This window comes from Actinokineospora sp. PR83, from assembly GCF_021056305.1.
Taxonomy (GTDB): Bacteria; Actinomycetota; Actinomycetes; order Mycobacteriales; family Pseudonocardiaceae; genus Actinokineospora; species Actinokineospora spheciospongiae.
In genome coordinates, this window is record NZ_JAJCXD010000016.1 from 16,909 (window position 1) to 39,764 (window position 22,856).

The 22,856-nt window shown below is 73.8% G+C and carries 18 protein-coding genes; 17 read left to right on the top strand and 1 reads right to left on the bottom strand.

The window, feature by feature from the left end; all coding sequences use genetic code 11:
* Positions 1 to 253 precede the first annotated feature (253 nt).
* From L6E12_RS05275 to L6E12_RS05300, 6 genes are all read left to right on the top strand, one after another.
* A complete protein-coding gene (locus L6E12_RS05275) occupies positions 254 to 1,099 on the top strand; it encodes an alpha/beta fold hydrolase (protein WP_236226744.1) in 846 nt (281 codons plus the stop codon).
* A 61-nt stretch (positions 1,100 to 1,160) separates the two neighbouring features.
* Positions 1,161 to 2,606 carry a wax ester/triacylglycerol synthase domain-containing protein gene (locus L6E12_RS05280; protein ID WP_236226745.1) on the top strand — a complete coding sequence of 482 codons (1,446 nt, stop codon included), beginning with the start codon at positions 1,161 to 1,163 and terminating at the stop codon, positions 2,604 to 2,606.
* Positions 2,607 to 2,687: 81 nt separating this feature from the next.
* Complete coding sequence (locus tag L6E12_RS05285; protein WP_236226746.1) at positions 2,688 to 3,290, top strand: DUF6230 family protein; 603 nt, start codon at positions 2,688 to 2,690, stop codon at positions 3,288 to 3,290.
* A complete protein-coding gene (locus L6E12_RS05290; RefSeq protein WP_236226747.1) occupies positions 3,281 to 3,769 on the top strand; it encodes a DUF6114 domain-containing protein in 489 nt (162 codons plus the stop codon). The genes L6E12_RS05285 and L6E12_RS05290 overlap by 10 nt, the downstream gene beginning before the upstream one ends.
* 125 nt (positions 3,770 to 3,894) lie before the next feature.
* Entirely contained in the window at positions 3,895 to 5,253 is a 1,359-nt protein-coding gene (nhaA, locus tag L6E12_RS05295) for a Na+/H+ antiporter NhaA (protein WP_236226748.1), read from the top strand.
* 192 nt (positions 5,254 to 5,445) lie between these two features.
* The gene (locus L6E12_RS05300; RefSeq protein WP_236226749.1) at positions 5,446 to 5,880 is read left to right on the top strand and encodes a hypothetical protein; all 435 of its coding nucleotides are present in this window, start codon (positions 5,446 to 5,448) and stop codon (positions 5,878 to 5,880) included.
* 416 nt (positions 5,881 to 6,296) lie between these two features.
* Here the strand turns inward: L6E12_RS05300 and L6E12_RS05305 are convergent, their stop codons facing one another.
* Positions 6,297 to 8,345: a hypothetical protein gene (locus tag L6E12_RS05305; protein ID WP_236226750.1), complete on the bottom strand. Its 2,049-nt coding sequence runs from the start codon at positions 8,343 to 8,345 to the stop codon at positions 6,297 to 6,299.
* Positions 8,346 to 8,483: 138 nt separating this feature from the next.
* Between L6E12_RS05305 and L6E12_RS05310 the strand changes: the two genes are divergently transcribed.
* From L6E12_RS05310 to L6E12_RS35280, 11 genes are read left to right on the top strand one after another with little or no spacing between them, the layout of a single operon-like run.
* On the top strand, positions 8,484 to 9,530 hold the full coding sequence (locus L6E12_RS05310; protein WP_236226751.1) for a hypothetical protein: 1,047 nt from the start codon (positions 8,484 to 8,486) through the stop codon (positions 9,528 to 9,530).
* Complete coding sequence (locus L6E12_RS35275; protein WP_308074178.1) at positions 9,523 to 12,648, top strand: CHAT domain-containing protein; 3,126 nt, start codon at positions 9,523 to 9,525, stop codon at positions 12,646 to 12,648. Before L6E12_RS05310 ends, L6E12_RS35275 begins: the two co-directional genes overlap by 8 nt.
* Positions 12,649 to 12,676: 28 nt before the next feature.
* Positions 12,677 to 13,447 (top strand): hypothetical protein, encoded by a 771-nt coding sequence (locus L6E12_RS05325; RefSeq protein WP_236226837.1) that lies wholly within the window; start codon positions 12,677 to 12,679, stop codon positions 13,445 to 13,447.
* Positions 13,444 to 14,262: a hypothetical protein gene (locus L6E12_RS05330; protein WP_236226752.1), complete on the top strand. Its 819-nt coding sequence runs from the start codon at positions 13,444 to 13,446 to the stop codon at positions 14,260 to 14,262. The genes L6E12_RS05325 and L6E12_RS05330 overlap by 4 nt, the downstream gene beginning before the upstream one ends.
* Entirely contained in the window at positions 14,259 to 14,687 is a 429-nt protein-coding gene (locus L6E12_RS05335; protein WP_236226753.1) for a hypothetical protein, read from the top strand. The genes L6E12_RS05330 and L6E12_RS05335 overlap by 4 nt, the downstream gene beginning before the upstream one ends.
* Entirely contained in the window at positions 14,684 to 15,517 is an 834-nt protein-coding gene (locus L6E12_RS05340; protein WP_236226754.1) for a hypothetical protein, read from the top strand. Before L6E12_RS05335 ends, L6E12_RS05340 begins: the two co-directional genes overlap by 4 nt.
* The gene (locus tag L6E12_RS05345; protein ID WP_236226755.1) at positions 15,514 to 16,716 is read left to right on the top strand and encodes an OmpA family protein; all 1,203 of its coding nucleotides are present in this window, start codon (positions 15,514 to 15,516) and stop codon (positions 16,714 to 16,716) included. The genes L6E12_RS05340 and L6E12_RS05345 overlap by 4 nt, the downstream gene beginning before the upstream one ends.
* A gap of 19 nt (positions 16,717 to 16,735) precedes the next feature.
* Positions 16,736 to 19,018, top strand: coding sequence for a protein kinase (locus L6E12_RS05350; protein ID WP_236226756.1), 2,283 nt, complete (start codon positions 16,736 to 16,738; stop codon positions 19,016 to 19,018).
* 10 nt (positions 19,019 to 19,028) lie between these two features.
* The gene (locus tag L6E12_RS05355; protein ID WP_236226757.1) at positions 19,029 to 20,333 is read left to right on the top strand and encodes a hypothetical protein; all 1,305 of its coding nucleotides are present in this window, start codon (positions 19,029 to 19,031) and stop codon (positions 20,331 to 20,333) included.
* Positions 20,330 to 22,267: an AAA family ATPase gene (locus L6E12_RS05360; RefSeq protein WP_236226758.1), complete on the top strand. Its 1,938-nt coding sequence runs from the start codon at positions 20,330 to 20,332 to the stop codon at positions 22,265 to 22,267. The genes L6E12_RS05355 and L6E12_RS05360 overlap by 4 nt, the downstream gene beginning before the upstream one ends.
* Complete coding sequence (locus tag L6E12_RS35280; protein ID WP_236226759.1) at positions 22,264 to 22,848, top strand: FHA domain-containing protein; 585 nt, start codon at positions 22,264 to 22,266, stop codon at positions 22,846 to 22,848. The genes L6E12_RS05360 and L6E12_RS35280 overlap by 4 nt, the downstream gene beginning before the upstream one ends.
* Positions 22,849 to 22,856: the final 8 nt, after the last annotated feature.

Below are 22,856 nucleotides of genomic sequence, written 5' to 3' on the forward strand. Positions count from 1 at the left end.
TCACGGACAGTCGCCAGTTTCGCCCGCCTGTTCCCCCGTTCGCGCAGGTGAGAGGATGTCTGTCACCGAACGTGCCTGTCGGCGACGTGTCAGCGGGTGCGTCCGGATTTCGTCGGTCCGCCGTCGGAACCGTTCCCTAGCGTCGGAGCACGACCCCGACCGGAGTGCACCACCGGTGATCCGCGCGTTCGGGACGTCCCCGGACACCCGGGTGGCGCCGGACGCGACCGAGAGCGAAAGGACCCGACCGGGCATGAGCACGGATTCCACGCCACCCCCGCCCGCGCACCACCGCTCGGGCCACGGGCACCCCGTCGTGCTGATCCACGGCCTCGGCGGGACGTGGCCGATCTGGCGCCCCGTCCTGCGGCTGATCGAGGAGCACTGCGACGTCCTGGCGCCGACGGCGGCGGGGCACTGGGGAGCCCGGTGGCACGGCCCCGTGCGCTCGCCGATGCCGGAGGTCATGGCCGACGAGGTGGAGGCATGGATGGACCTGGCCGGGTTCCGGCAGGCGCACGTCGTGGGCCACTCCCTGGGCTCGTGGGTGGCGCTGGAACTCACCCGCCGCGGCCGGGCGCTGTCCACGACCCTCCTGTGCCCACCGGTGGCCTGGCAGGCGGCCTGGCACCGGGCGCGGCTGGTGGCCCAGCTCACGGCGATCTTCCTCACCGCCCACCTGACGATCCCGTACGCGCCGTTCCTGATGCGCTGGGCACCCGTGCGCCACGGCGTGTTCCGCGCGGTGGTGGAACGAGTGGACACGCTGTCCGCGGACGACGCGGTGGAGGTGCTGCGCGGGTTCGTCCGAGCCGACGCGTACTGGCCCGCCATCCGGGGGCTGGTCGGGTCGGCGGGCGTGCACCCGGTCGACGGCCGCGCCCACGACGTCCACGCCGCCTGGGCGCTGGAAGACAGGATGGCGCCCGCGGCGGTCTACGCCAAGCCGCTCATCGACCGGGTCGGGGTCATGACGCACAGCGTCATCCCGAGGAGCGGTCACCTGGCCCTGTGGGAGAACCCGCGCGCCGTCGCCGACCTGATCCTGGAGCGCGTGGGTGCGGTGTCACGGCGACCGCCGCCACTGCGCGGACGATGACCCCCGCCCGAGAACGACACGGGCCCACCGCGTTCACCCCCCACTGGCCGAAGGAGCGGACGTGCGCAGCAACCACAGCAGGAACGTCGTCGACAGCGGGAAAGTCGTCGACAGCAGGATGTTCGTCGACGAGGTCCCCCCGAGCGCGGACTCCGGGATGACCGGCATGGAGGCGGTCATGTGGCGCACGGGGCGCGAACCCCTGCTGCGCTCGCCCATCGTGCTGGTGCACGTCCTCGACTCGCTGCCCGACTGGTCCCGCCTGGTCGAGGAGTGGACCAGGCTGACCGTCCAGGTCCCCCGGCTGCGGGAGCGGGTGGTCGAGCCCGCGGGCGGGATCGGCACGCCGCGCTGGGCACCCGACCCGCACTTCGAGTTCGACCACCACCTGCACCGGGTCCGGCTGCCCGCCCCCGGCGACCTCCGGCAGCTGCTGGACCTGGCCCAGCTCATGGAGCACACCCCGTTCGACCCCTCCCGCCCGCTGTGGGAGGCGGTGCTGGTCGAGGGGCTCGACGGCGACCGGTCCGGGTTCCTCCTCAAGCTGCACCACAGCAGCATGGACGGCCTGAGCGTGCAGCGGATGCTGTCCCTGGTCTTCGGGCGCGCACCGGACGAGCGACCGGGACCCGGACGGCTCCGGGTGCTCGAACCGCTGGACGGCGAGGACCGCGAGCGGCACGGCCTGCTGGGGCGTTCGGCGGCCGTGCTGGACGAGGGGCGCAGGCTGGTCGGGCGGGCGCTGCGACAACCTTTCGGCACGCTCCTGCAAGCGCAGCGGCTGGTCGAGTCGGCGTTCCGCGTCCTGCTCCCCGGCCTGGGCGAGACCTCCCCGCTGCTGGCCCGGCGGAGCACCTCCCGGCGGTTCGACGTGCTCGAGGTCCCCCTGGAGGTGATGCGGGAGACCGCCGCGCACCACGGGGTGTCGGTCAACGACGTGTTCGTCGCCACGGTGCTCGGCGGGATACGGCGCTACCACGAGGGGCACGGCGTCCCCGTCGACACGCTCCCCGTGGCGATCCCCATCGCACTGCACAACGGCGCCCGGTCCAGCGGGAACAACTTCACCGTCAGCCGATTCTCCGCGCCGGTGGGGGAAACCGACAACGCCCAGCGGATGCGCGTGGTGAGCGACCTGATCGCCGCCGCCCGCGCCGAGGAGGCGGCAGCGGCCCCGGTGCACCTGGCCGAACTGCTCGTCCCGCTTCCCGCCCCGGCCGTCATCCCGCTGTTCCGCCGCGTGGCGGGTGCGCACGACGTGCAGCTCAGCAGCATGAACGCGTTCACCGAGCCGGTGTACCTCGCCGGGGCGCGGGTCCTGCGGCTGTACCCGTTCGGCCCGCTCCCCGGCGGCGCGATCTCGGTGACGATGGTCTGGTTCGACGGCAACTGCTGCATCGGGGTCAACCTCGACCCGGCGTCCGTCGCCGAGGCCGAGATGCTCGTCCGCTGCCTGGAAGTGGAGTTCGAGGCGGTGGTCGACGCGGTGCGCAAGACCGGGCGGTGACCCCACCACCCGCGTGAGCGGTTCCCGTCCACCCCGGCCGGGAACCGGAACGAGCCAGACCGATACGAGAGGTGCGGTGTGATGGCACAGTTCGACACAGGTGGGCGCACTCGCTGGGGGCGCTTCGCCGCGGTGTTCGGTTCGGGGCTGGTCGGGGCGGCGGTGCTGGTGCTCGGGATGGCCCAGGGCGCGGTCGCGGCGTCGTTCGCGGTGTCCGGCGTCAGCTTCAAGGTGAGCGCAGACAAGCTCGTCGGCGACGGGTTCGTCCAGCTCGTCGGGGTGGACCAGGGGTCGGGTGCCGCGCACCCGGTCGCTGTGAGCGGTTTCCGCAGCGCGGTGCTGGACAACTTCTGCCAGTCGGTGCTCCTGCGCTCGGTCCCCGTGGTCGGGGACATCACCCTGGTCATGGTCTCCGGTGGCCCGGGCGGGATGGCGGCCACGGACATGGTCATCGGCGTCGCCGGGCTCAGCGGCGACCTCACCCTGGTCAACCCGCAACTCGGTGTCGACGCGGCTCGCCTGGACAGGGGACCGGTCAAGGGCGCCGCGGGCAGCTTCGGCCTCCAGGCCGACCGGGCCACGATCGTGGGGCTGCGCCAGACGTCCTGGAGCACCAGCGCGCAGACGATCCGGTTGAAGAACATCGACCTCTCGCTGCGCAAGGGTGACCAGGGATGCTTCTGACCGGCGCGTGGACCCTCGCGGGACTGCGCCCGACCGCCCGCCGCTGGATCGCGGCGGCGGGCGGGCAGCGCAGCAGGTTCGCCCGCCGGCGACGGGAACGACCGTTCCGCGCGGGGGTGTTCCTGCTCGTGTCGGCGGTGGCCATCGCGGTACCGCCGTACGCCACCTTCCGCTTGGGCGACGCCGTGATCTCCATCAGGACCCTCGGCGGTGTCTCGGCGCTGCTGATCGGCGCCCTCATGGCGATCTGCGGCCTGTCGCTGTGGGTGCGACCGCAGTACCGGATCGCCGCGGGCACCACCGCGGCCCTGCTCTCGCTCATCGCGCTGGTGACCAGCAACCTGGGCGGGTTCCTGGTCGGCACCCTCAGCGGCCTCGTCGGCAGCGCCCTCGCCCTGGCCTGGACCGACCGGCCACGAGCGGCACGGGCGGCGGCCGGGCGGCGGTCGTCGGTGCCCAGCGCGCCGGAAGAGGACTGAGACCCACCCCCGTGCGAGGCGGGCGGTGAAGCGTCACAGAGTGCTGCGGCACAACGCGGCGTCGACTACGGTCAGTGCGTCAGGCTCGTGCCTGTGGTGTGCCGGGAAGCCTGGTCGGCGCCTGGATGACCGCACCCCTGGAGACGCCCGTGGCCGACGAGAACCCCACGCCCGAACCCGCGCCGGAGCGCCCGCACGCATCCGGTGCCACAGCCCGCGCGCTCGACCGGCGGTCCTGGCCCGAAGCCAGCCGCGCCGCCGACATCCTCCGCAAGGAGACCGTCGGCGGGGTGCTGCTGCTCATCGGTGCGCTCGTCGCCCTGGTCTGGGCGAACTCCGCGTGGGCCGACTCCTACACCGCCCTGCGCGAGCTGCGGGTGGGACCGGCGGCCTGGCACCTGAACCTGTCCCTGGGGACGTGGGCGGCGGACGGGCTGCTGGCGATCTTCTTCTTCGTCGCCGGGCTGGAGCTCAAGCGCGAGTTCGTCTCCGGCGACCTGCGCGACCCGCGCCGGGCGATCGTGCCGGTGGCCGCCGCGGTCGGCGGCGTCCTCGTCCCCGCCGCCGTCTACGCCCTGGTCAACCTCGGGAACCCGGGGGCACTCGGCGGCTGGGCGATCCCGACCGCCACCGACATCGCGTTCGCACTGGCCGTGCTCGCGGTCATCGGGCACAGCCTGCCCTCCGCGCTGCGCACCTTCCTGCTCACCCTCGCCGTCGTCGACGACCTGATCGCGATCGTCATCATCGCCGTGTTCTACACCGACGACCTGTCGGTCGGGCCGCTGCTGCTCGCCCTCGTCCCGCTCGCGGCGTTCACCGCGGCGGTGCAGCGGCGCATCCGCTCCTGGTGGCTGCTGCTGCCGCTGGCCGCCGCGACCTGGGCCCTGGTGCACGCCTCCGGTGTGCACGCCACGGTGTCCGGGGTGCTGCTCGGGTTCGCGGTGCCGGTGATCCGCCGCCGGGCCGGGACGGGACCGGGGCTGGCCGAGCACTTCGAGCACCGCCTGCGCCCCCTGTCGGCGGGCCTGGCGGTGCCGGTGTTCGCGTTCTTCGCCGCCGGGGTCACCGTCGGCGGGGTGAGCGGGCTGGTGTCGGCCGTGACCGACCCGGTCGCCCTCGGCGTCATCCTGGGGCTGGTGGCGGGCAAGGCGGTGGGCATCACCCTGGCCACCTACGCTGCGGTGCGCTTCACCCGCGCCGAACTCGACAGCGACCTGCGGTGGCTCGACGTGGTCGCGGTGGCGGTGCTCGGCGGCATCGGGTTCACCGTGTCCCTGCTCATCGGGGAACTCGCCTTCGGGCTGGGCACCCCGCGCGACGACGTCGCCAAGATCGCCGTGCTGACGGGGTCGGTGGTGGCCGCGCTGTTCGCCACGGTGCTGCTGCGCCTGCGGGTGCGGGCACACCGCCGGATCTGCGAAGAGGAATCCGTCGACGCCGACCACGACGGCGTACCCGACGTCTACCAGCGAGGCGACTGACCCCGGCCCGGGTTCCGTTCAGGCGCCCAACCACCGGTAGCGCAACCGAGGTCCGCCGACGGTCCCGTAATAGGGGACGACCAGCACCCGGACCGGTGCCGCGAGGCCGGGCACATGGTTCGACATTGTCGTCCCTATCAATTGTTAGGTCGACAATGTCGAACTGAATGTTGATTTGAGGAAACCGGTCCGATGTCCTTCACCATGGGCAAATCCCTGATCGCCCTCGCCTCCGCCGCCGCGGTGGGAGCGGGTGCCCTGACCGTCACGACCGGGGCGGAGGCGGCACCCGTCGCCGTCGCTCCCGCCGCCGTGCCCGTCCACGGTGTCGACCCCACGGATGCGAACCTGCGCAGGCCGGTCGGTGACCTGGCCTTCAGCAAGGTCACCATCGCGGATTCGCAGACCACCGGCTTCGGCGCGGCCACCATCCCGCGAGCGCGCACTGGTCGACGTCCAAGGTGCCGACCACGGCACCTTCTCCGGGAGAACGCCACGATCGGCAAGTACGCCACCGCCTGGCTCAAGCGCTTCGTCGACGAGGACACCCGCTACGACAAGTTCCTCTGCCCCGCCCCCACCGGAGGCGGACTGACCGAATACACCGCCTCCTGCCCCAACATCTGATCCCGCCGACGGCGGAGCGCACTGCCCGCCGTCAAGCGGAAGCGGGCCGGATCCGGAGATTCCAGTTGCTCGCGATGTCGGGTTGTCGGTCGCAGCCGAAGGAACAGCGGGGACCTCCGCACCCCGCCTGCACGACGGCGGGCGGAGTCGCCGTCCGCGACCGGTCGGGAAGGGTGCTCGCAAGCCGAACACGTGCCCTCGGCGTCGGACCCGTGTGGCCGGGGGCGGCGAGTTGCGCCTGCGCGCTCACCGACCCCGGCCGACCGGTGGACCTGTTGTGCTGCCAGGGATGTCCCGTGGTCACTTGCTGTCGTCGCCGTTCCCGCCACCACCGCTCATGGCCGATCACCTCCACCCGGACATGGACGGTCCGGGCGGTCGTGGTCGGCGGGAGGTGTACCGGGGCGCGGGTGGCCTCAGCCGGGAGAACCGAGCGCGCTGAGCCGTGCGCGCAGGTCGACGACCGCGGACCGGTGGTCGGAGTGCTCGACGGCGCTGCCCGAGGTCTGCTCCAACCACCGCTCGACCAGGCATACCAGTTCGTCCGCTCGACCGGTGTCCGCCCCGGGGTCCTCCGCGATCCCGTGCTCGACCGCCTGCAACAGGACCGGGGCGGCCCGCAGCGCGAACAGGCAGTCGTCCAGCGTGGGCCGCGGGTGGTGCACCTGGTGCAGCGGGTCGGCCAGCACCTGGTGCAGCCAGTTGTGGGCCCGGCGGACCCACTGCGCCGCCTCCGCGTGCTCGCCGCGGTCCGTCAGCAGGGAAGCGAGGCCGGAAGCGGCGTCCGCGGCGAGGTACCGGCTGCGGGCCAGCGGCCGGATGTCGCGGTCCCGGTTGTACAGCCGGGTCCGGCCCGGGATGACCGATGTGGTGAACAGGTGGAGGGCGGCGCGCAGGTCCTCGGCGCTGTCCTTGTTGGCGCCCAGGAAGGCCGCGTAGTTGTGCAACTGGAAACTGAGTCCGCTGTGGTCGGCACCGGGCGCGAACAGATCGATCTCGACGGTGGTCGCGAACGCGGCCCAGTACCGGCGCAGCGCAGCGCCGATGCCCCTGTGGCGCAGGCCGGTCGACCGCAGCGCGTTGAGCTCGATGCAGGCCACCACCAGCAGGTCGGCGAGCAGCCCGGGGTCGATCCGGTTCGCCGCCCCCGCGTCCAGGCAGGCGTCGGCGGCGGCCACCACCGCCGCCGCGGACCCGGGCGTGGTGCGCCCGGCGTGCCGCTCGGCGGCCGCCCGCTGCACCGCCAACCGCAGCCGGGCGTCCACCACGACCGGGTCGTCCGGGTCGAAGGCCTGGTCGAGCAGGTCGGACAGGGTGCCGACCAGGTCGGCGAACCCCGCCCCGGTCAGCCACGTCGAGGGGGCCAGCAGGCCCATCTGCCGGATGATCCCCATCGCCGCCAGCACGAACGCGCGCCGGGCGAGCAGAGGCACCGCGGCCAGCTCCGCGGGCGGGGGCAGCCGGAACGGCACCGCCATCGCCTCGGCCAGCGCGTCCCCGAACCCGTCCCGCCCCGGCAGTGGGCTCCGCCCGTGCGCCCAGGTCTCGACGAGTTCGCGGACCAGCCCGGACGACGGGACCATGGCGCACACCATCTCCTGGCCCGCGACCCGCTCGGTCACCCAGATGTGCGCGACCCCGTCGGGGGTCCCCATCTCCACCAGCAACTCGATCAACTGCTCGACCACCCGGTCTCCGACGCCGGTGCCCGAGCCCGCGGGCTCCTCGGTGCCCGCTCCCGGGAGCACCCCGGTGGCGTTGAGCCGGGCGGCGGCGATCCCGTCGAGGAACTCCAGGTCCCTCGGGCGCGTCACGGGGTCGGGGGTGCGCTCGGCCGCGACAGCGCCGATCTCGCACCGGGCCCGCGGCTGCCTGGCGATCCGCGGCGCCAGCGGGAAGCGCGGCGCGGCGAGCGACGCGCGCTGGATCACCCGCGCGGTCAGTGCCGCGGACACCAGGGCGGGCTGCGACCGGTACACCTCGACCGCCGCCGCGGACCACGCCGCGATCCACTGCACGGGCGGGAGTTCGCCGCCGTCGGTGGTGCGCAGCAGCCCCAGCCCGGTCCGGATGGCGTCGGCGGCCGGGGCGAGCAGCACGTTCGTCGCGGTCAGCACGACCGCAGCCTTGGTGTCCGGGCCGAACCGGTTGACCGTCGCCGGAACGATCTCGTTGGGCAGCGCCCCGCGGTCACCGGGGAGGACCGCGCGGTCGTGGACGGACCACTCGCCCTCGTGCTCCTGCCCACGCAGTCGGGCCGCCGCGGCCCTGGTCGGCAGCGGGGCGCCGCGCGCGATCTCCGAGACGGTGATCGCGGTGAAGTCGCAGACCCAGGTCAGCGGTCGGAACGGGTTGTGCTCGGAGGGAACGCCGAACAGCGGCGCGACCTTGCGGGCCAACCGGGCGGGCACCAGTTCCGAGCGCTTCTCGACCAACTGGGGCACTACCGCGGGCAGCAACACCATCCTGCTCTCCACCTCCGCTGGGCCAATGGTGTCACAGCGGGTGGTGGCGCCTGTGTGCCGAGCGGGCACCGTCATCCCATCTGTCACGGTTGTGTTGCTTCTTCGAATATAATCTTCTGCGAGTGTAGAAAACTCGACATGACCTCGACCTCACCTCTCCTCCGGTCCTCCGAACTGCCCACCGATGTGGTCCGCGCGGCCTTCGACGAGCTGCGCGAGATCCGGCAGCGGCTGCACGCCAGCCACCTCGTCGCCCACTGCGACCTGGGCCTGGTCCTGCGCGAGCTGCGCTGCGGCCCGGCTCCGCGCCGGGAGCCGGAGCCGCCCACCGGCCTCGTGCTCTCCGGGGAATGCCTGTGCCGGGACCTCGTGGCCGACGTCCTGCACGTCGTCACCACCTTCCTGACGGAGCACGGCGCCTCGATCACCAACCCGCCCGGCGCGGTGCGCGTCCACGTGCGCAAACGCGTCCACGACGTGCTGCGCTCCTACCGCTGCGCGCGCGGGGCCCAGGCCAAGCCCAAGCAGGCGCGCGGCAACCGGTACGGGCGGGCGCTGCCCGACGACGAGCACCGGGCGGTACTCGGGCACCTGGTCGACGAGGCGGGCTACTCCGCGCCGCTGCCGGGGGGCGGCTACCTGGTGCGCAGGCTGGCCGAGCGGTGCGCGGCCGAGTTCGGCAAACCCGTGCCGTACTACCTCGAACGGGTGCCCGCGATGGTGGACACCATCCGACGCGTGTGCAGCGCGGGCGCGCGGGTCAACGTCGGCACCCGCACCGCCCCCGAGTACACCACCTGGTACGACGCCTACATCGACCGCCCGCTGGGGCGCAGGCCCGACACGGCGGTCACATCCCTGTCCGGTGGCGGCACCGCGCTGTGGGGGAGCGACCACGTCGCCGACCCCGGCGCCGAGTCCGCGTTCACCGCCGTGGAGGTGTGGGACGCCGATCGCGACCCCGACTCGGTGGTCGTCGACACCGTCGTCGCCCGGTTGGCCGCCGTCCCGCCGAGCGCGCAGCAGGCGGGTCTGCGGTCGGCGCTGCTGGGGCTGGCCGACAGCGGTCTCCTGCCCCGGCAGCGGGCGGAGTCCCTGCTGTCCGACCCGGACGGGATGGACGACGTGGTGTCCCGGGTCCGGGCAGTCATCGAGACCAGGGAGGCGGAGGTGGACCGTGGCTGACACGCCCACCGCGATCCAGGACGCGACCCGCCTCGCCGCGCTGATTCGGCAGGACCCGGACCGCCTCGACCCCGCGACCGCGGCCGAGGCGGGGGTCGAACTCCTCACCGCGCTCGGCACCGGCACCGACGTCGAGGCCATGCGCCTGGTGGCCCACCTGGTCGGGTTCGCCGTCCGCGCCGCGCCCCACCACCCGTCGGCCCCGCAGTGGTGGGACGCCCTCGGCTTCGCGCACGGCAGGCTGGCGGAGGAGACCGACTCCACAGCCGAGTACGGCGTGGCGATCGCCTGCTCGCTCACCGCGGTGTCCTCGCCGCAGGCGCCCCCGGCGGTGGCCGAGCGGGCCGCGGTGGAGGCCGCGCACCTGACCGGTTCCCTGCTGTACCTGGGGATCGAGGAGCAGACCGTCACCGCCGGGCGCGCTCGGCAGCTGACGGAGGCGCTCGACGCGATCTCGCTGTCCTGGGACGACGCGGTGAACGCCACCCACTTCGCGGTCGAGCGGGCGCGGGCGCTGCGCTGGTCCCACCCGCTGACCGGCGACGTCACCGACCTCGAACGCGCCGCGACCCTCCTGCGCCGGGTGCTGGCCGAACCGGTTGCCGAGGAGGGGGGAGAAGACCGCGTCAACGCGTGGGAGCTGCTCTCCATCGTCCTCGCGGAGCTGTACGCCCTGGGTGGTGACCTCGACCTGCTGGCGGAAGCGCTCGCCGCCGCGGTGGAGGTGTGCGAGCTGCTGCCCGAGGACCACGAGTGGCTGCCCGAGGCGCACGGCTCCGCAGCGGCGATGGCCGCCGAGGTCTTCTGGAACAGCGACGGCGAAACCGGCGCGGTCCTGAACACGGCGCTCACGTCCTTCGCCGCCAAGCGCGCCGCGGTCGGCCTGAACGATGAGGAGGCCGTCTTCTACGCGCTGCTGCTCCAGGCCCGCGGCTGTGGACCCGAGGACGTCCCCGCCCTGACCGCGGCGGTGGAGGTCCTCGCGACGCCCGAGCGGGCGCCGGGGGCGGAGGTGGCGCTCGCGGGCCTGTACGAGATGCTGATCCACCTCGAGGACCCGCGGCACGCCTGGGACGCCCTCGACTGGGCGACCCGCGCGCTGTCGCGCACCGACCTGGACCCCGGGGTCGTCGTCCCCCTGCACGGCAGCAGGCTCATCGGGCTCGCGGCAGCGCTGGAGGCGTTCGGCGGCGAGGCGGTCGCGGCCCGGTGCGACGTCGACGCCGTCCTGGCCGGGGCCCGGATCGAGGCGCTGGCGGACGAGGACGTCGCGCGGGCGGAACTGGGGCTGCGGGCCGCCCAGCTGCGCGGCCGGTGGGCGGCCGACCGGTTCCCGGTGGACATCGACCTGTTCGCGGCCACCTCCGCGGAGGTGGCCGACGCCATGCTCCGGATGCGGGACCACGCCGACGGGGAGCGCGGGCCCAAGCTGGCCGCGGCCGCCTCCGTGCTCCGGGACATGGTCCCGGTGATCACGGGTGACCGGGACCCCGGGCCGCTCCGCGCCGCACTGCGGGACGAGAGCCTGCGGGACCTGGTCGACGTCGCTGGTCTGCTGAGGTTGGTGGAGCAGCGCAGCGCCCTGAAGGCGCTGGTCGACAGCGGCCAGCCGGTCGGGGTGCAGCTCCGGGAGCTGCTGGCCGACCTCGGCGCTGAGGCGGGGGACTCGGGGCGGGGGAGCGGGGTGGGTGCCCTCGCTCCCCTGATGAGCGCACTCGTCGAAACGGTCGACGTGGTGGAGACCGGTGATTCGTCCGCCCGGGCGGACGCCTATCGGAAGGGCATCCGGATGTGCGACGACCTGCCGGACGACATGGCGTCGAGCCCGTTCGTCCGGAGCATCCGGGGCTTCCTGGCCGCCCAGTTGGCCGTCGGTGGTCACGACCCCGACCAGGCGGGGCCCGCCATCGAGGACCTGGAGCGCGCGCTGGACCGCCCGGGAGGCCGTGCCGATCCCCAGATCGCCCAACGCCTCGGCCTGCTCCTGCGCGGGCGCGGCGGCCCCGGGGACGCCGAGCGCAGCAGGGAGGTGGGCCTGCGCGCGCTGGTCCGGCAGGTGTGGGACGTGTTGACCCACCCGGACCGGGCCCACGACCCGACGGCCTCCTCGCTCGTCCGCGAGGTCGGCGACTGGTGCGGGGAAGACGGTGCCCACGATGACCTCGTGCGGGTCGTGGAGGCTGAGCGCGGTGTGGCGCTGGCGCGCGGCGCCGGGGTCGAGTTGCTCCGGGCCCACCTCGTCGACACCGGCCGCGCGGCTCTCGCCGAGGAGTGGGCGGCCGCTCGCGGGGCCGGTGGCTCCTGGGCTGGGCGCCGCCTGGCCCCGGGGGCCTTCCTGTCCGAAGAGGACAGGCGGGCGCTGGCCGAGCCGTTGGGGCCGGAGGAGATCCGACCCCTGCTGCGCGACCGGGGCCTGGACGCCCTCGTGTACCTCGTGCCCGGCCGCCCGACGGCGGGCGGGGTGGTGGTCGTCGTCCCGGTCGAGGGCGCGGTGACCAGTGCCCGGCTCCCGCTGCTGACCGGGGAGTGGTTCACCAGGAACCCCACCGCCGACCCGGCCGCGCTGGACGCCTTCGGTGGCTGGGCGTGGCTCGCCGGTGGTGCGGCCGTGCTGGCAGCCGCCCAGGCCGCCGCGCCGGGGCGGGTTCCCCGCGTCGCACTTGCACCGGCAGGCGTGCTGGGTTCGGTGCCGTGGGCGGCGGCGTGGCGGGAGACCGGAACCGGTCGCAGGCACCTGGTGGAGGACGTCGAGATCACCCTCGTCCCCTCGGCGCGCCTGCTCGCCCGCACACCGCGGGCGGACGCGGAACCGGTGCTCCTGACCGGGTGCCCGGACCGCATGCCCGGGCCGGATTACGACGAGGCGCTCGAACCGTCGAGCACCTTCCTCGTGGAGGGCGCCCGCGCGGTGGTGCGCGGGGTGTGGCCGGTCGCGGACAGCTCGGCGCTGTTCTCGCTGGTGCGGCACCACCTCCGCGAGAACCCGGCGAATCCGGCAGCCGCGCTCCGCGAGGCGCAGCTACGGATGCTTCGCTCACCGCGGGTGCTCCCCGCCGGTGGTCGGGAGGACCCGACCGGCATCGCCTGTTGGGGCGGGTTCGCGCACCTGGGGGCCTGACCGGGACGGCTGTCCGTCAGACGGGGGTGTGGGGTGGAACACCGACGGGTTCGGGTGGATCGCGGCGGCGACCGCCGTGGCCGCGCTGCTGCTCGTTGGCGCGGCCAGGGCCGCCGCCGCGATCAGGCTCCGGCGGCACCGGGACCTGATCGCGGACGCGCTGGAGCGCATGTGCGACCAGGCGCCGGGCACCCGGCCGCGGCTGCGCGGCCTGGCCCACGACGTGGTCGCGGTGCTGGCGCGGCAGGACGGCGCGGCGGGGGCAGTGCGCGCGGGGGACACCCCGGCGGCGAGCGGAGCGGAGGACCTGGCCTTGTTGATCGCGGCGGACGCGGCGACCACGGCGGTCGAGTCGATGCGCGCGGACCAACCGGACGACAGCACCTGGGAGGAGGCCGCCGTGGCCCCACGCCTGCGCGAGCACCCACGACTTCGGGAGGTCACCGAGCAGATGGGACGCAGTTGCACCCGGCTGATCGCTGTGGGCCGGATGGTCCTCGGTGAGGGTGAGCGATTCGGACTCCCCGAGGGGGGCGCCAAGGAGTCGCTCGCGGCGGCGCTGGAGCGGGCGCGGCTCGCCGTGCGCGACGCCGAGCGCTTGGCCGAGGGCGGTGATCCGCTGGTCGTGCTCACCGCGCTGACAGCACTCGACATCCCCGTACCGGAATCGGGTTTCCCGGGTCAGGCGGTGGCGGATGAGCTGCGCACCCAGGTGAACGCCCTGGCCCGGTTGGGGCTCCGGCACCGCACCGCCCTGTCGGACCGGGGAGAGGTCGACACCCAGGAGGAACGGCGATGAACAGCCCCACCCGGGCAGAGGTCTACGGCAGCCGCGACCGGCGCACCGACAGGCGGCGCGGCCGCCGCGACGGTAAGCGGCGCATTCCCGCTTACAACGACGCGCACGCCATGGTCACCCGGGAAGGCGCGGTCACCGCGCCCTACCCCAGGCACCTCCAGAGCATCGCCCTGGACGACATGGCCGAGCAGTTGGCCGACTTCGTCAGGCGCACCAAACCGCGCCTGGAGGACCTCGAAGTGCTGCGCGGGCAATACGCCGACACCGCGGGCGACCTCGACCGCGCCACCGACGACGCCACCGCAGCGGAGATCCCGCTCACCGAGGAGGAACTGCTGCCGCGCAGCCGGGCCGAGGCCCGACCCGACCAGGCGGTCGTGCTGCGCAGCAGGCGGGAAGCCGCGCGGGCCAGGCGGATCGCGGCCGCGCACGGCGGGGAAGCCGCGATGCGCGACCGACTGGGCGAGCTGGGTGGTCGGATCGCCGCCGCGGAGCAGGCGATCCGCTCCGACTTCGTGCTCGCCCAGACCAGGGCCAAGCAGATCAGCGCCCGCAGCGCGATGCGGGTCAGCGCCTACTGGGAGCACCTGGTCCTCGCGCACGCCGAGGGGGCCTACCTGGCCCCGATGATCAGGTACACCGGTCAGGTCCTGCCCTCGTGGGTGTTCGAGCCCGCGACCGGTGAACCGAAGACCCTCGGGCAGGGCGACTACGAGCTGCTGCACGTCGTCGAGCGCCTCCACCCGTCGGGGCGGGAACCCGAAACCCGACACGATCCCGGCACCGGGCCGGGGGAGTACGAGGAATCCGCATGAGGATCTGGAAGCCCCGGCCGGAACGCGTCCCGCGTTGGATCGAGCAGCGGGTGCGGGACCTGGGGAAGCGGGCGGCACCGGCCATCGCGGTGGCGGGCCTGACGAAGGACATCGGCCGGAAGGCGGAGGTGTTCGGGCACGGGGTCGACCCGGCCGCGAGCATCGACGCCTACGTCACGGCGCACAAGGCCGAGTGGGCGCTGCGGGTCAAGGCCGAGCACAACGAGCTGCTGGCCGAACTCGGGGGCGTGGCGGCCGAGGCCCACGCGCTCGTCGCGTACCGCCGCGTCCTCTGCGAGGACCAGCGTGACCTGGTGGACGACTTGGACGTCGCGGTCGCGCACGCCCTGGAGCGGGTGACCGACCCGGACGCGCCGTACCACGAGCCGATCCGCAGGAGCGAGCGCAGAGGCGGGAAGCGATGACCGAGCCCAGGCGACCGGTGGCGGTCCTGTCGCAGCGCAGGCGGGTGATCCGCGGCGACGCCTCGCTCATCGTCGGCCTGCCGTGGACCACCGGGTTGCAGTACGTCGTGCTGCTGGCTGCCGCGGTGGTGGACGTCGTCGCGTTCAACCAGGTGCTGACGCAGGCGATCGACGAGTACGAGTGGGTGCTGTGGGGGTTCGTCGGTGGGTTCACCGTCGTGTGCCTCGCGCTCTCGCACACCGCGGGCAAGCAGTGGAAGGAGGTGTCGGTCCAGCGCCACGCGCCCAACGCGCGCTCCATCGCCGCGGTGTGCGCCGGGGTCTGGCTGGCACTGGGCCTGGCGGCCTTCTTCTTCCGCTGGCTCTACGTCGAACCCGCCGCCGCGGGCACCACCGTCGAGGTCGAGGACCAGGCGCAGGCGCAGGTGTCCGACAGCGCCGCTCAGGGCGACCACATGTCCGCGATCCTGTTCCTGGTGCTGTACCTGGGGACCGGGGTCCTGTCCGGTGCCGTGGCCTACAAGCTGCACAACCCGGCCGCCCAGCAGTGGGTGCGGGCGGTGGCCAAGCGCGCCAGGGCCGCCGCCCGGCTGGCCGAACTGGAGGCGGGGCTGGTGGCGGCGGAGAAGCTCACCGAGCGGGTCGAGGACATGCGGGTGCGGGCCGAGGAGGACATGGCGCTGTTCCTGGCCCTGCCGGACAGCCTGGCGGCCAAGGTCGTCGCCGACGCGGAGCTGATGATGCTCGGCCGCGGGACGGCCGTGAATGGGAACCGGCAGCAAATCCCCGGTGCCGACGAGGACGACCAGAACGGGAAGGACCAACGATGACCACTCTCCGGTTCCGCGGAGGCGGCGGACGCCCGCTCCGCGTCGTGGTGGCGGTCACCGCCGCCGCCCTGCTGACCGCGTGCGAGGCGGAGACCACCGCCGCCAGGGGGAGCGGTCCCCAGGTGGGCGAGTGCGTGCCCGCCGTGGACAAGCCGGTCAGCCTGGTCGTGGGTGCGCGGATGGGCAGCCAGCGGCCGGGCATCCCCGCGGAGGTGAAGGAGCTGATCTCCGGCGCGGTGCGGAACCAGCAGGACATCCAGGTGTTCCGGGTCGACGGCGAGCCGTCGCGCGCGATCAAGATCACCTCCGTGGTCGACGGCAAGAACGAGTCCCAGCGCGAGCAGCAGGTCGCGGCCGCCGTCCAGCAGATCACCACCGCCGTCAGCGGCCTCGGTCCGAAGAAGCCCGAGGCGGATGACCTGGCCGCGCTGTCCCAGGCGGGCAAGCTCACCGACGGCGGCGGCACGGTGGTGTTCATGGACTCCGGGCTCTCCACCGCGGGCGCGGTGTCGTTCCTCAACAAAGGCATGTTCGACGCCGACCCCGGCGAGGTGGCCGACTTCCTCGCGGGCAAGCAACTCTTGCCCGACCTGCGCGACAAGTCGGTGCTCCTGGTCGGGCTCGGCCTGACCGCCGAGCCGCAGCCCGCCCTCGACGACAACCTGCGGAAGCGGGTCACCGCGCTGTGGGAGGCCATCATCGCCAAGGCGGGCACCAGGTGTTCGGCGGTGGTGGAGGTCCCCAGCAGGCGCGAGGCGGTCAAGGCCGACCAGCCGGTCTCGCGGGTCGAGCTGCCTGCGCCGCCGGTCTTCCGACCGTGCGGTACGACGGTGTTGCAGGACAGCGGGGCGGTCGGCTTCCGCCCCAACACCGCCGAGCTGAGAGACGAGAACGCCGCGCGCAACACCCTGGGGGAGCTGGTCTCGCAGCTGAGCGGCGGTTCGCAGAAGGTGAAGCTGATCGGCAACACCGCCACCTACGGCTCACCCGAGGACAGCGTAACCCTGTCCAAGCAGCGGGCCGAGGCGGTGAAGGCGCTGCTGGTGCGAGCCGGTGTCGCGGCCGACCGCATCAGCACCGTCGGCGCCGGGCAGACCGGCGATCACCGCAAGCCCGACCTCGGGCCGGATGGGACGCTCGACCCGGTCGCCGCCGCGCAGAACCGTTCCGTGGTGGTGGAGTTGTCGTGCGCCGGGTAAAGCCCGGGGTGGTGCTGGGGTGACCACACCGGACGGTGCCCCGCCCACGGTATTCGACCCGGGGCGGGGCCCGGCGGCGGGGCCGGGTGGCCCGCCGACGGAACTGGACCCCGGCCGCGTCCCGCTGGACCGCGGCGCGCCGACCGAGGTCGAGCCCGGTCGCACCCGGCCGCACAGCCCGTCGCGGGGCCTGCCGCCCCGGCTCGCCGAGCGGTTCAAGGTGGTGCTCGACATCACCGGGTCCGGCAACCAGGGCGACGTGTACCACGTGGTCCGGCGCTCGGACGACGCGCAGCGGGTGCTCAAGGTCCACCGGCCCGGCTGGCGCCCGGACGACCGGGTCGTCGAATTCCTGCGGCGGGAGTGCCCGGAGCACGTCGTCGGCCACGAGGAGACCGGGGTGGACGACGACCGGTTCTACGAGGTCATGCCCCACCTGACCGGCGGCAACCTGCTGGACATGCGCGACCGGCACCCCTCCGGGATCGCACCGGACGTCCTCACCGAGGTGGTCCGCCAGCTCGCGGCCGGTCTGGTCGCGGTGCACCGGGCGGGCGTGGTGCACCGCGACGTCAAGCCCGCCAACCTCCTGGTCGGCGAGCAGGAGCCGCTGACGGTCGCGATCGCCGACTTCGGCATCGCCGTGTCCGTGCCCGCGGGCGAGGTCTACGCCGACAACCCCCGGGTCGGCACCCTGCCCTACACCCCACCGGAGTTCGTCGTCGGCCAGGTGCGCCCGGCGTTCGACTGGTGGTCCCTGGGCGTCTGCGTGCTGGAACTCGCCACGGGGCAGGCGTTGTTCCCCGGCATCGACGAGGCACACATCATCCGGTCCCGGATCATCTCCCGCCCCCTGGACACCGGCGCGGTCGCCGACGACGCCCTCCGGCTGCTGTGCGACGGCCTGCTGACGATCGACGTGGAAGCGCGCTGGGGCGCCGAGGAGGTGACCGCTTGGTTGCGCGGCGAACGCCCCGAGGTCAGCACGGCGGTCCCGACCGCGCAAACCCCCCGGGCGACGCGGTCCTACGCCTTCGCCGGACGTGACCACTGGGACCGGCGCGAACTCGCCGCGGACCTGATCAAGGACTGGGGGCTGTCCCTCGCCGTGCTGTGCGGGGATGACCGCGAACCGCGGGACCGGCTGCTCGCGTGGCTGGAGACCTTCCCCGACAACGGGATCCGCATCCCACCACCGCCGCGCCGCGCTCCCGCCGACGTGCGCCTGCTGCACCTCATCCGGATGACGGACCCGACGTTCCCGCCCTGGTACCGCAGGTGGAACATCACGCCCGGCCGCCTCGTGGAACTGGCGCGGGAGGGGTACGAGGGGACCATCCCGAGCGCGGAGGTCGTCACCGAGCTGTGGGACCACAACCTGTTCGAGCTGCTCAGCACCGGTGGTGCGACCGCGGACCTGACGAGCGGGCTCGGGCTCGTCGAGGTCCGCACCCGGTGGCAGCGGGAGCGGGAGCGGCTGCCGGCGCGCGTGGGCGCCGTCGAGGACACCGACGCGCGGCGGGCCGCCGAGGACTTCCTGCGCGAGGAACGGGGGCGGGCGCTGTCCCTGGCGCTGCTCGCCGCCACGGCCACCACCGAGACCAGGCGGGAGATCCGGCGCGGGCTCGACGAGCGGGCCCGCGCCTTCGGCCTTGGCTGGTTCTCCGCGCTCGTCGCCGATCCGGACAACCACTGGGTGGCCATGGCCCTCACCCCCCACGCGGAAGTGGAATCGGCGCGGCTCGCCGACGAGGAGCGGGCCCGGCGGGCGCACGAGGACTGGTTGCGCCGCACCGAGCGCCTGCGCGACTGGTCCCGCAGGCAGAACCGCCCCCAGGCGCTCAGCCACGCCGCCGCCGGGGTCGCCGCGGTCGCCGCCGTCCTGTTCGCCCTGGTCGGGTTCGGCGACGTCGTCGACGCGGCCTCCGACGCCCAGGTCGTCGACGCCTGGGTGGGTGTGGTGGCCGCGCTGCTGCTCGGGCTGGTGTCGGAGGGCGTGCTGGCCTGGGACAGCGGTGGCCGGTTCCACCCGGCGTACTCCCTGCTCGGCGCGGGCCGGGTGGTGCTGGGCAGGCTGGCGAGGAGCATCACCGCCCGCCGGATCGCCGGTCCCGCCTTCCTGGCCGCGCTGACCGCGCTGGCCGTCCTCACCGTCTTCGCACCCGTCGCCGCCCCGTTCCTGGTCGCGTTCCTCCTGCTCCCGTGGGCGGTCCAGCGGCACCTGGCGTGGCGGGCGCAGGACCGCCACGAGCGGGAGATCCTGGCGCGCCCCCGCGAGGACCGTCCGTCACCTACCCGTTGAGGAGGTAGCCATGAGTTCTGGAACGTTGGTCATCGCACCCGCCGGTCTCCCGATCGTCGCGGCCGGAGCAGTGGTGGCGGGAGCGCTCGCGGTGACAGCCGGGGCCGTGCTGGTGGCCAGGGCGGTCAACTCCGCCGCCGAGGGCGCGGTCCGCGCGATCGGCGAGTCCGGTGCCCGCCTGGAGGCCGACATCGCCGCGATCGAGGCGGCGCAGGAGGCCGGGCAGTGGCGCAGGCGCGCGGTGGCCGACGTCGTGGCGGTCAACGCCCGGCTGCGCCTGGTCCGCGAACGCGCCGGGGCGGCCGGGGTCGCGCTGCCCATCCCGCGCCCGCTCGCGCTCTCCGCTGAGGTCGACCCGGGCCGCGCGGTGCGCTGGGTGTCCGAGGTGGAGCTTGAGATCGCCCGGTTGAACAGGCAGTTGGACGCGGCCGCGCCGCCGCTGCTGGTCGCCGCCACCGGGAAGACCAGCCTGGCGGGCACCGACCTGTCGGCCGAACTGGACCGCCACCGCCGCGCCGCGGCCGACCGGCACACCAGGCGCCCCGCCGCGGTCGCCGCCTCGTCGATCATCGAGGTGATCGGCCTGCTCGACCCGGACGCGACCGCGCGGGAACGCGACGAGGTGCTGGCCCAGGCTGCCGCCATCCCGGGTCGCGGCGAGCAGTCCATGTACCTCAGCAGCCTGCGGTCGAAGGTCGTGGACAAGGTCAACCCCGGCGTCCGGCGGCGCAGGCTGGCCGCCACCTGGGTGTCCGCACTGGAGGACGGCCCGCTCGCCGAGGTCGTCGCCGACACCGACCCGCCCGCCCCGCTGCGCGGCACGGCCGAGGCCCTGCGCGAAGTGGTCGCGGGCACCCGGGAGCTGACCCCCGAACTGGCTGCCGAGGGCACCCGCCTGATGGCGTGGGCCGAGGACGTCGCCGGGCGCGCGTTCGTGCGCGACCTGGTCCGCAAGTGCCTGACCGAGGGGGGCCACGAGGTGCTGGAGACGTTCGAGGGCGAGGAGTTCACCGGGCTGCGCCTGGCCCACCCCGAGTGGGGCGACGAGCACTCCACGGTCGTCAGGGTGCGGGACGGCAACGTCATCGAGCACCACCTCGAAGCCACCCGCGCGCCCGTGGGCGACGGCGAGGAACTGATCGGCGAGGAGCGCTGCGCCGCCGCGAACGCGAGCATGCGGGCCGTGGCGGACGCGGCCGCCGCCGCCGGGGTGCGGGTGCGGCTCGCCGAGACAGCGCCGCAGGTGTCCGACCAGGCCACGGGGACCGAGGCCGCCCTCGCGGCCCCGCTGTACCGGCGCAAGGACGGCCGATGAGCACCGGACCCGCTCCGCAGCGAGGGGTCCCGGCCTTCGCGGGCGAGATCGCGGGCACGCTCGCCGTGCACTCGCAGTACGTGCTGCACGGCAACATCCGCGACTCCTTCCTGGTCGGCGACGGCGGCGCGGTGCAGGTCATGCCGGTGATCCGGCTGCTGTGGCACGTGTTGCGCCCGGTCGGGTTCGACGCGCTCGTCACCTACGACACCGTGTCCGGCCTCGGTGTCCACCCGGCCACGAACGAGGCGTGCCGGGCCGTGGAGCAGGTGCTGGGCAACAACGTGGTGGGCAGGCGCCCGTCCCCGGAACGGCTCCGCGCGCACCTGGCCAAGGTGGTGGGGGCGGCCGAGCAGCCACCCCCGGAAACCGACAGCGCCCGCCCCGCGGCGGGGGCGCGGGCCGCGGCGGCCTGCCGGCCCGCGGCCAGGGTGGCCTTCGTCGTCGACCACGCCTCCCGGCTGGTCCGCTCGCCCACCCAGCTCGACCAGGCCGAGCGCGACCTGTTCCTGTTCTTCCAGAAGCTCGCGCTCACCGCTCCCCGGTACGAGTACCCGGAACGGCCGCGAGCCCTGCACAACCCGGTCATCTGGCTGGTGGAGGGGGAGCGGGACCTGCCGGTCTGGTTCACCGCCGGGATCGAGGCCATCCGCACGGTGGCCGCCCCCATGCCCACCCTCGACGACCGCCAGGCCATGGCCCGGTTGCTGATCCCGGTGCTGCCGGAGGCAGGACCGGGACCGGGGCGGGTCCCGCCCGAGGACGAGTTCGCGGGCCTCACCGAGGGGATGACGCTCGCCTCCATGCTCAAGATCACCAGGCTGGCTGTGGACCGCGGGCTGGGTGCGGACCGCATCGCCGACGCGACCAGAATCTTCAAGCTCGGCATCGACGACAACCTGTGGCGGCGGACCAGCGTCCGCGAGCAGATCACCAGGGGCCAGGAGGTCATCGCGGAACGGGTCCTGGGGCAGGACCGCGCGGTCGGGAAGACCCTGGACATCCTCAAGCGCGCGGCCTTGGGCCTGTCCGGTGCCCAGGCGAGCACCTCCGGGCACCGGCCGCGCGGTGTGCTGTTCTTCGCGGGTCCCACCGGTGTCGGCAAGACCGAGCTGGCCAAGCAGGTCGCCGAGCTGCTCTTCGGCGACGCCCAGGCCTACCTGCGGTTCGACATGAGCGAGTTCGCCGCCGAGCAGGCCGCCGACCGGCTCATCGGCGCACCCCCCGGCTACGTGGGCTTCGAGGCGGGTGGTGAGCTGACCGGTGCGGTGCGCCGCAGGCCGTTCCAGGTGGTGCTGTTCGACGAGATCGAGAAGGCGCACCCGCTGGTGCTGGACAAGTTCCTGCAAATCCTCGAAGACGGCAGGCTCACCGATGGCCAGGGCGTGACCACCTACTTCTCCGAGTGCGTGCTGGTGTTCACCTCCAACCTGGGCATCATGAAGACCGACCCGGAGACCCGCACCACCTACCGCCTGGTCGAGCCCGGCACCCCGTACCCGGAGCTGGAGCGCAGCGTCCGCAACGAGATCCGGCACCACTTCACCACCGAGCTCAAGCGCCCCGAGCTGCTCAACCGGTTCGGCGACAACATCGTCGTCTTCGACTACATCAGCCCGGCGGTCGCCGTTCGGATCTTCGAGCTGCAACTGCGCAACGTGATCACCAAGGTGCGCGCCGAGCTGGGCGTCCGGCTGGAACTGGTGCCCGCGGCGCACGCGCACCTGGCCCGGTTGTGCTCCTCGGACCTGGAGAACGGCGGTCGCGGCGTCGGCAACCTGCTGGAGAGCAACCTGGTGAACCCGTTGGCCAGGGAACTGTTCGACGTGAACGCCGGGCAGGGCGACCTGGTCGAGGTCCTCGGGTTCCAGCCCGGCGACGGGGACCGGGGTCCCACCCTGACCGCGCGAACCACGTCGGGCGGTGCCCGGTGAGCCGGGTCTGCTCCGAGGACAGCTCCGAGGTCTTCGGCGACGAGGTCTCCCTGTGCCCCGAGCACCTGTGCCCCCTGGTGGAGGCGACCGTCGAGGTGCAGGTGCCGTCCGCGCCCGACCCGACGCCCAACCGGGTGCCCGATCGCGCGGGGGTGCCCGGCCCGGGCACCGAGCGGCGGCAGGCGTGGAGCCGTGACGTGTGCTGGCACTGCGGGCGGGAGGCCGCCGCGGGCAACACGCGGTGCGCGAACGCGGTCTGCGGTCGTGCGCTGACCCCGCCCGCCCTGCACATGAGGTTCGCCCGTGGTGAGGTCGAGCTGTCGGAGGGCGACCGCGTCGAACTCGGCAGGTCGGGCGCCCACCAGCGCGTCTTCCGCGACCACCCGAACGTCTCCCGCGCCCACGCGGTCGTGCGGGTCGACCCCGACGGGTCGGCCTGGGTCGAGCCGCTCGCCACCCCGAACGGGACCTTCCTGAACGACGTCGAGATCCAGCCCGCGCTGAGCAGGCGCCTGGCCTCGGGCGACCGGGTCAGGTTCGCCCGCGACGCCGAGGGCTCGATCACCCTCTACGAGCGCTGACCAGGAGT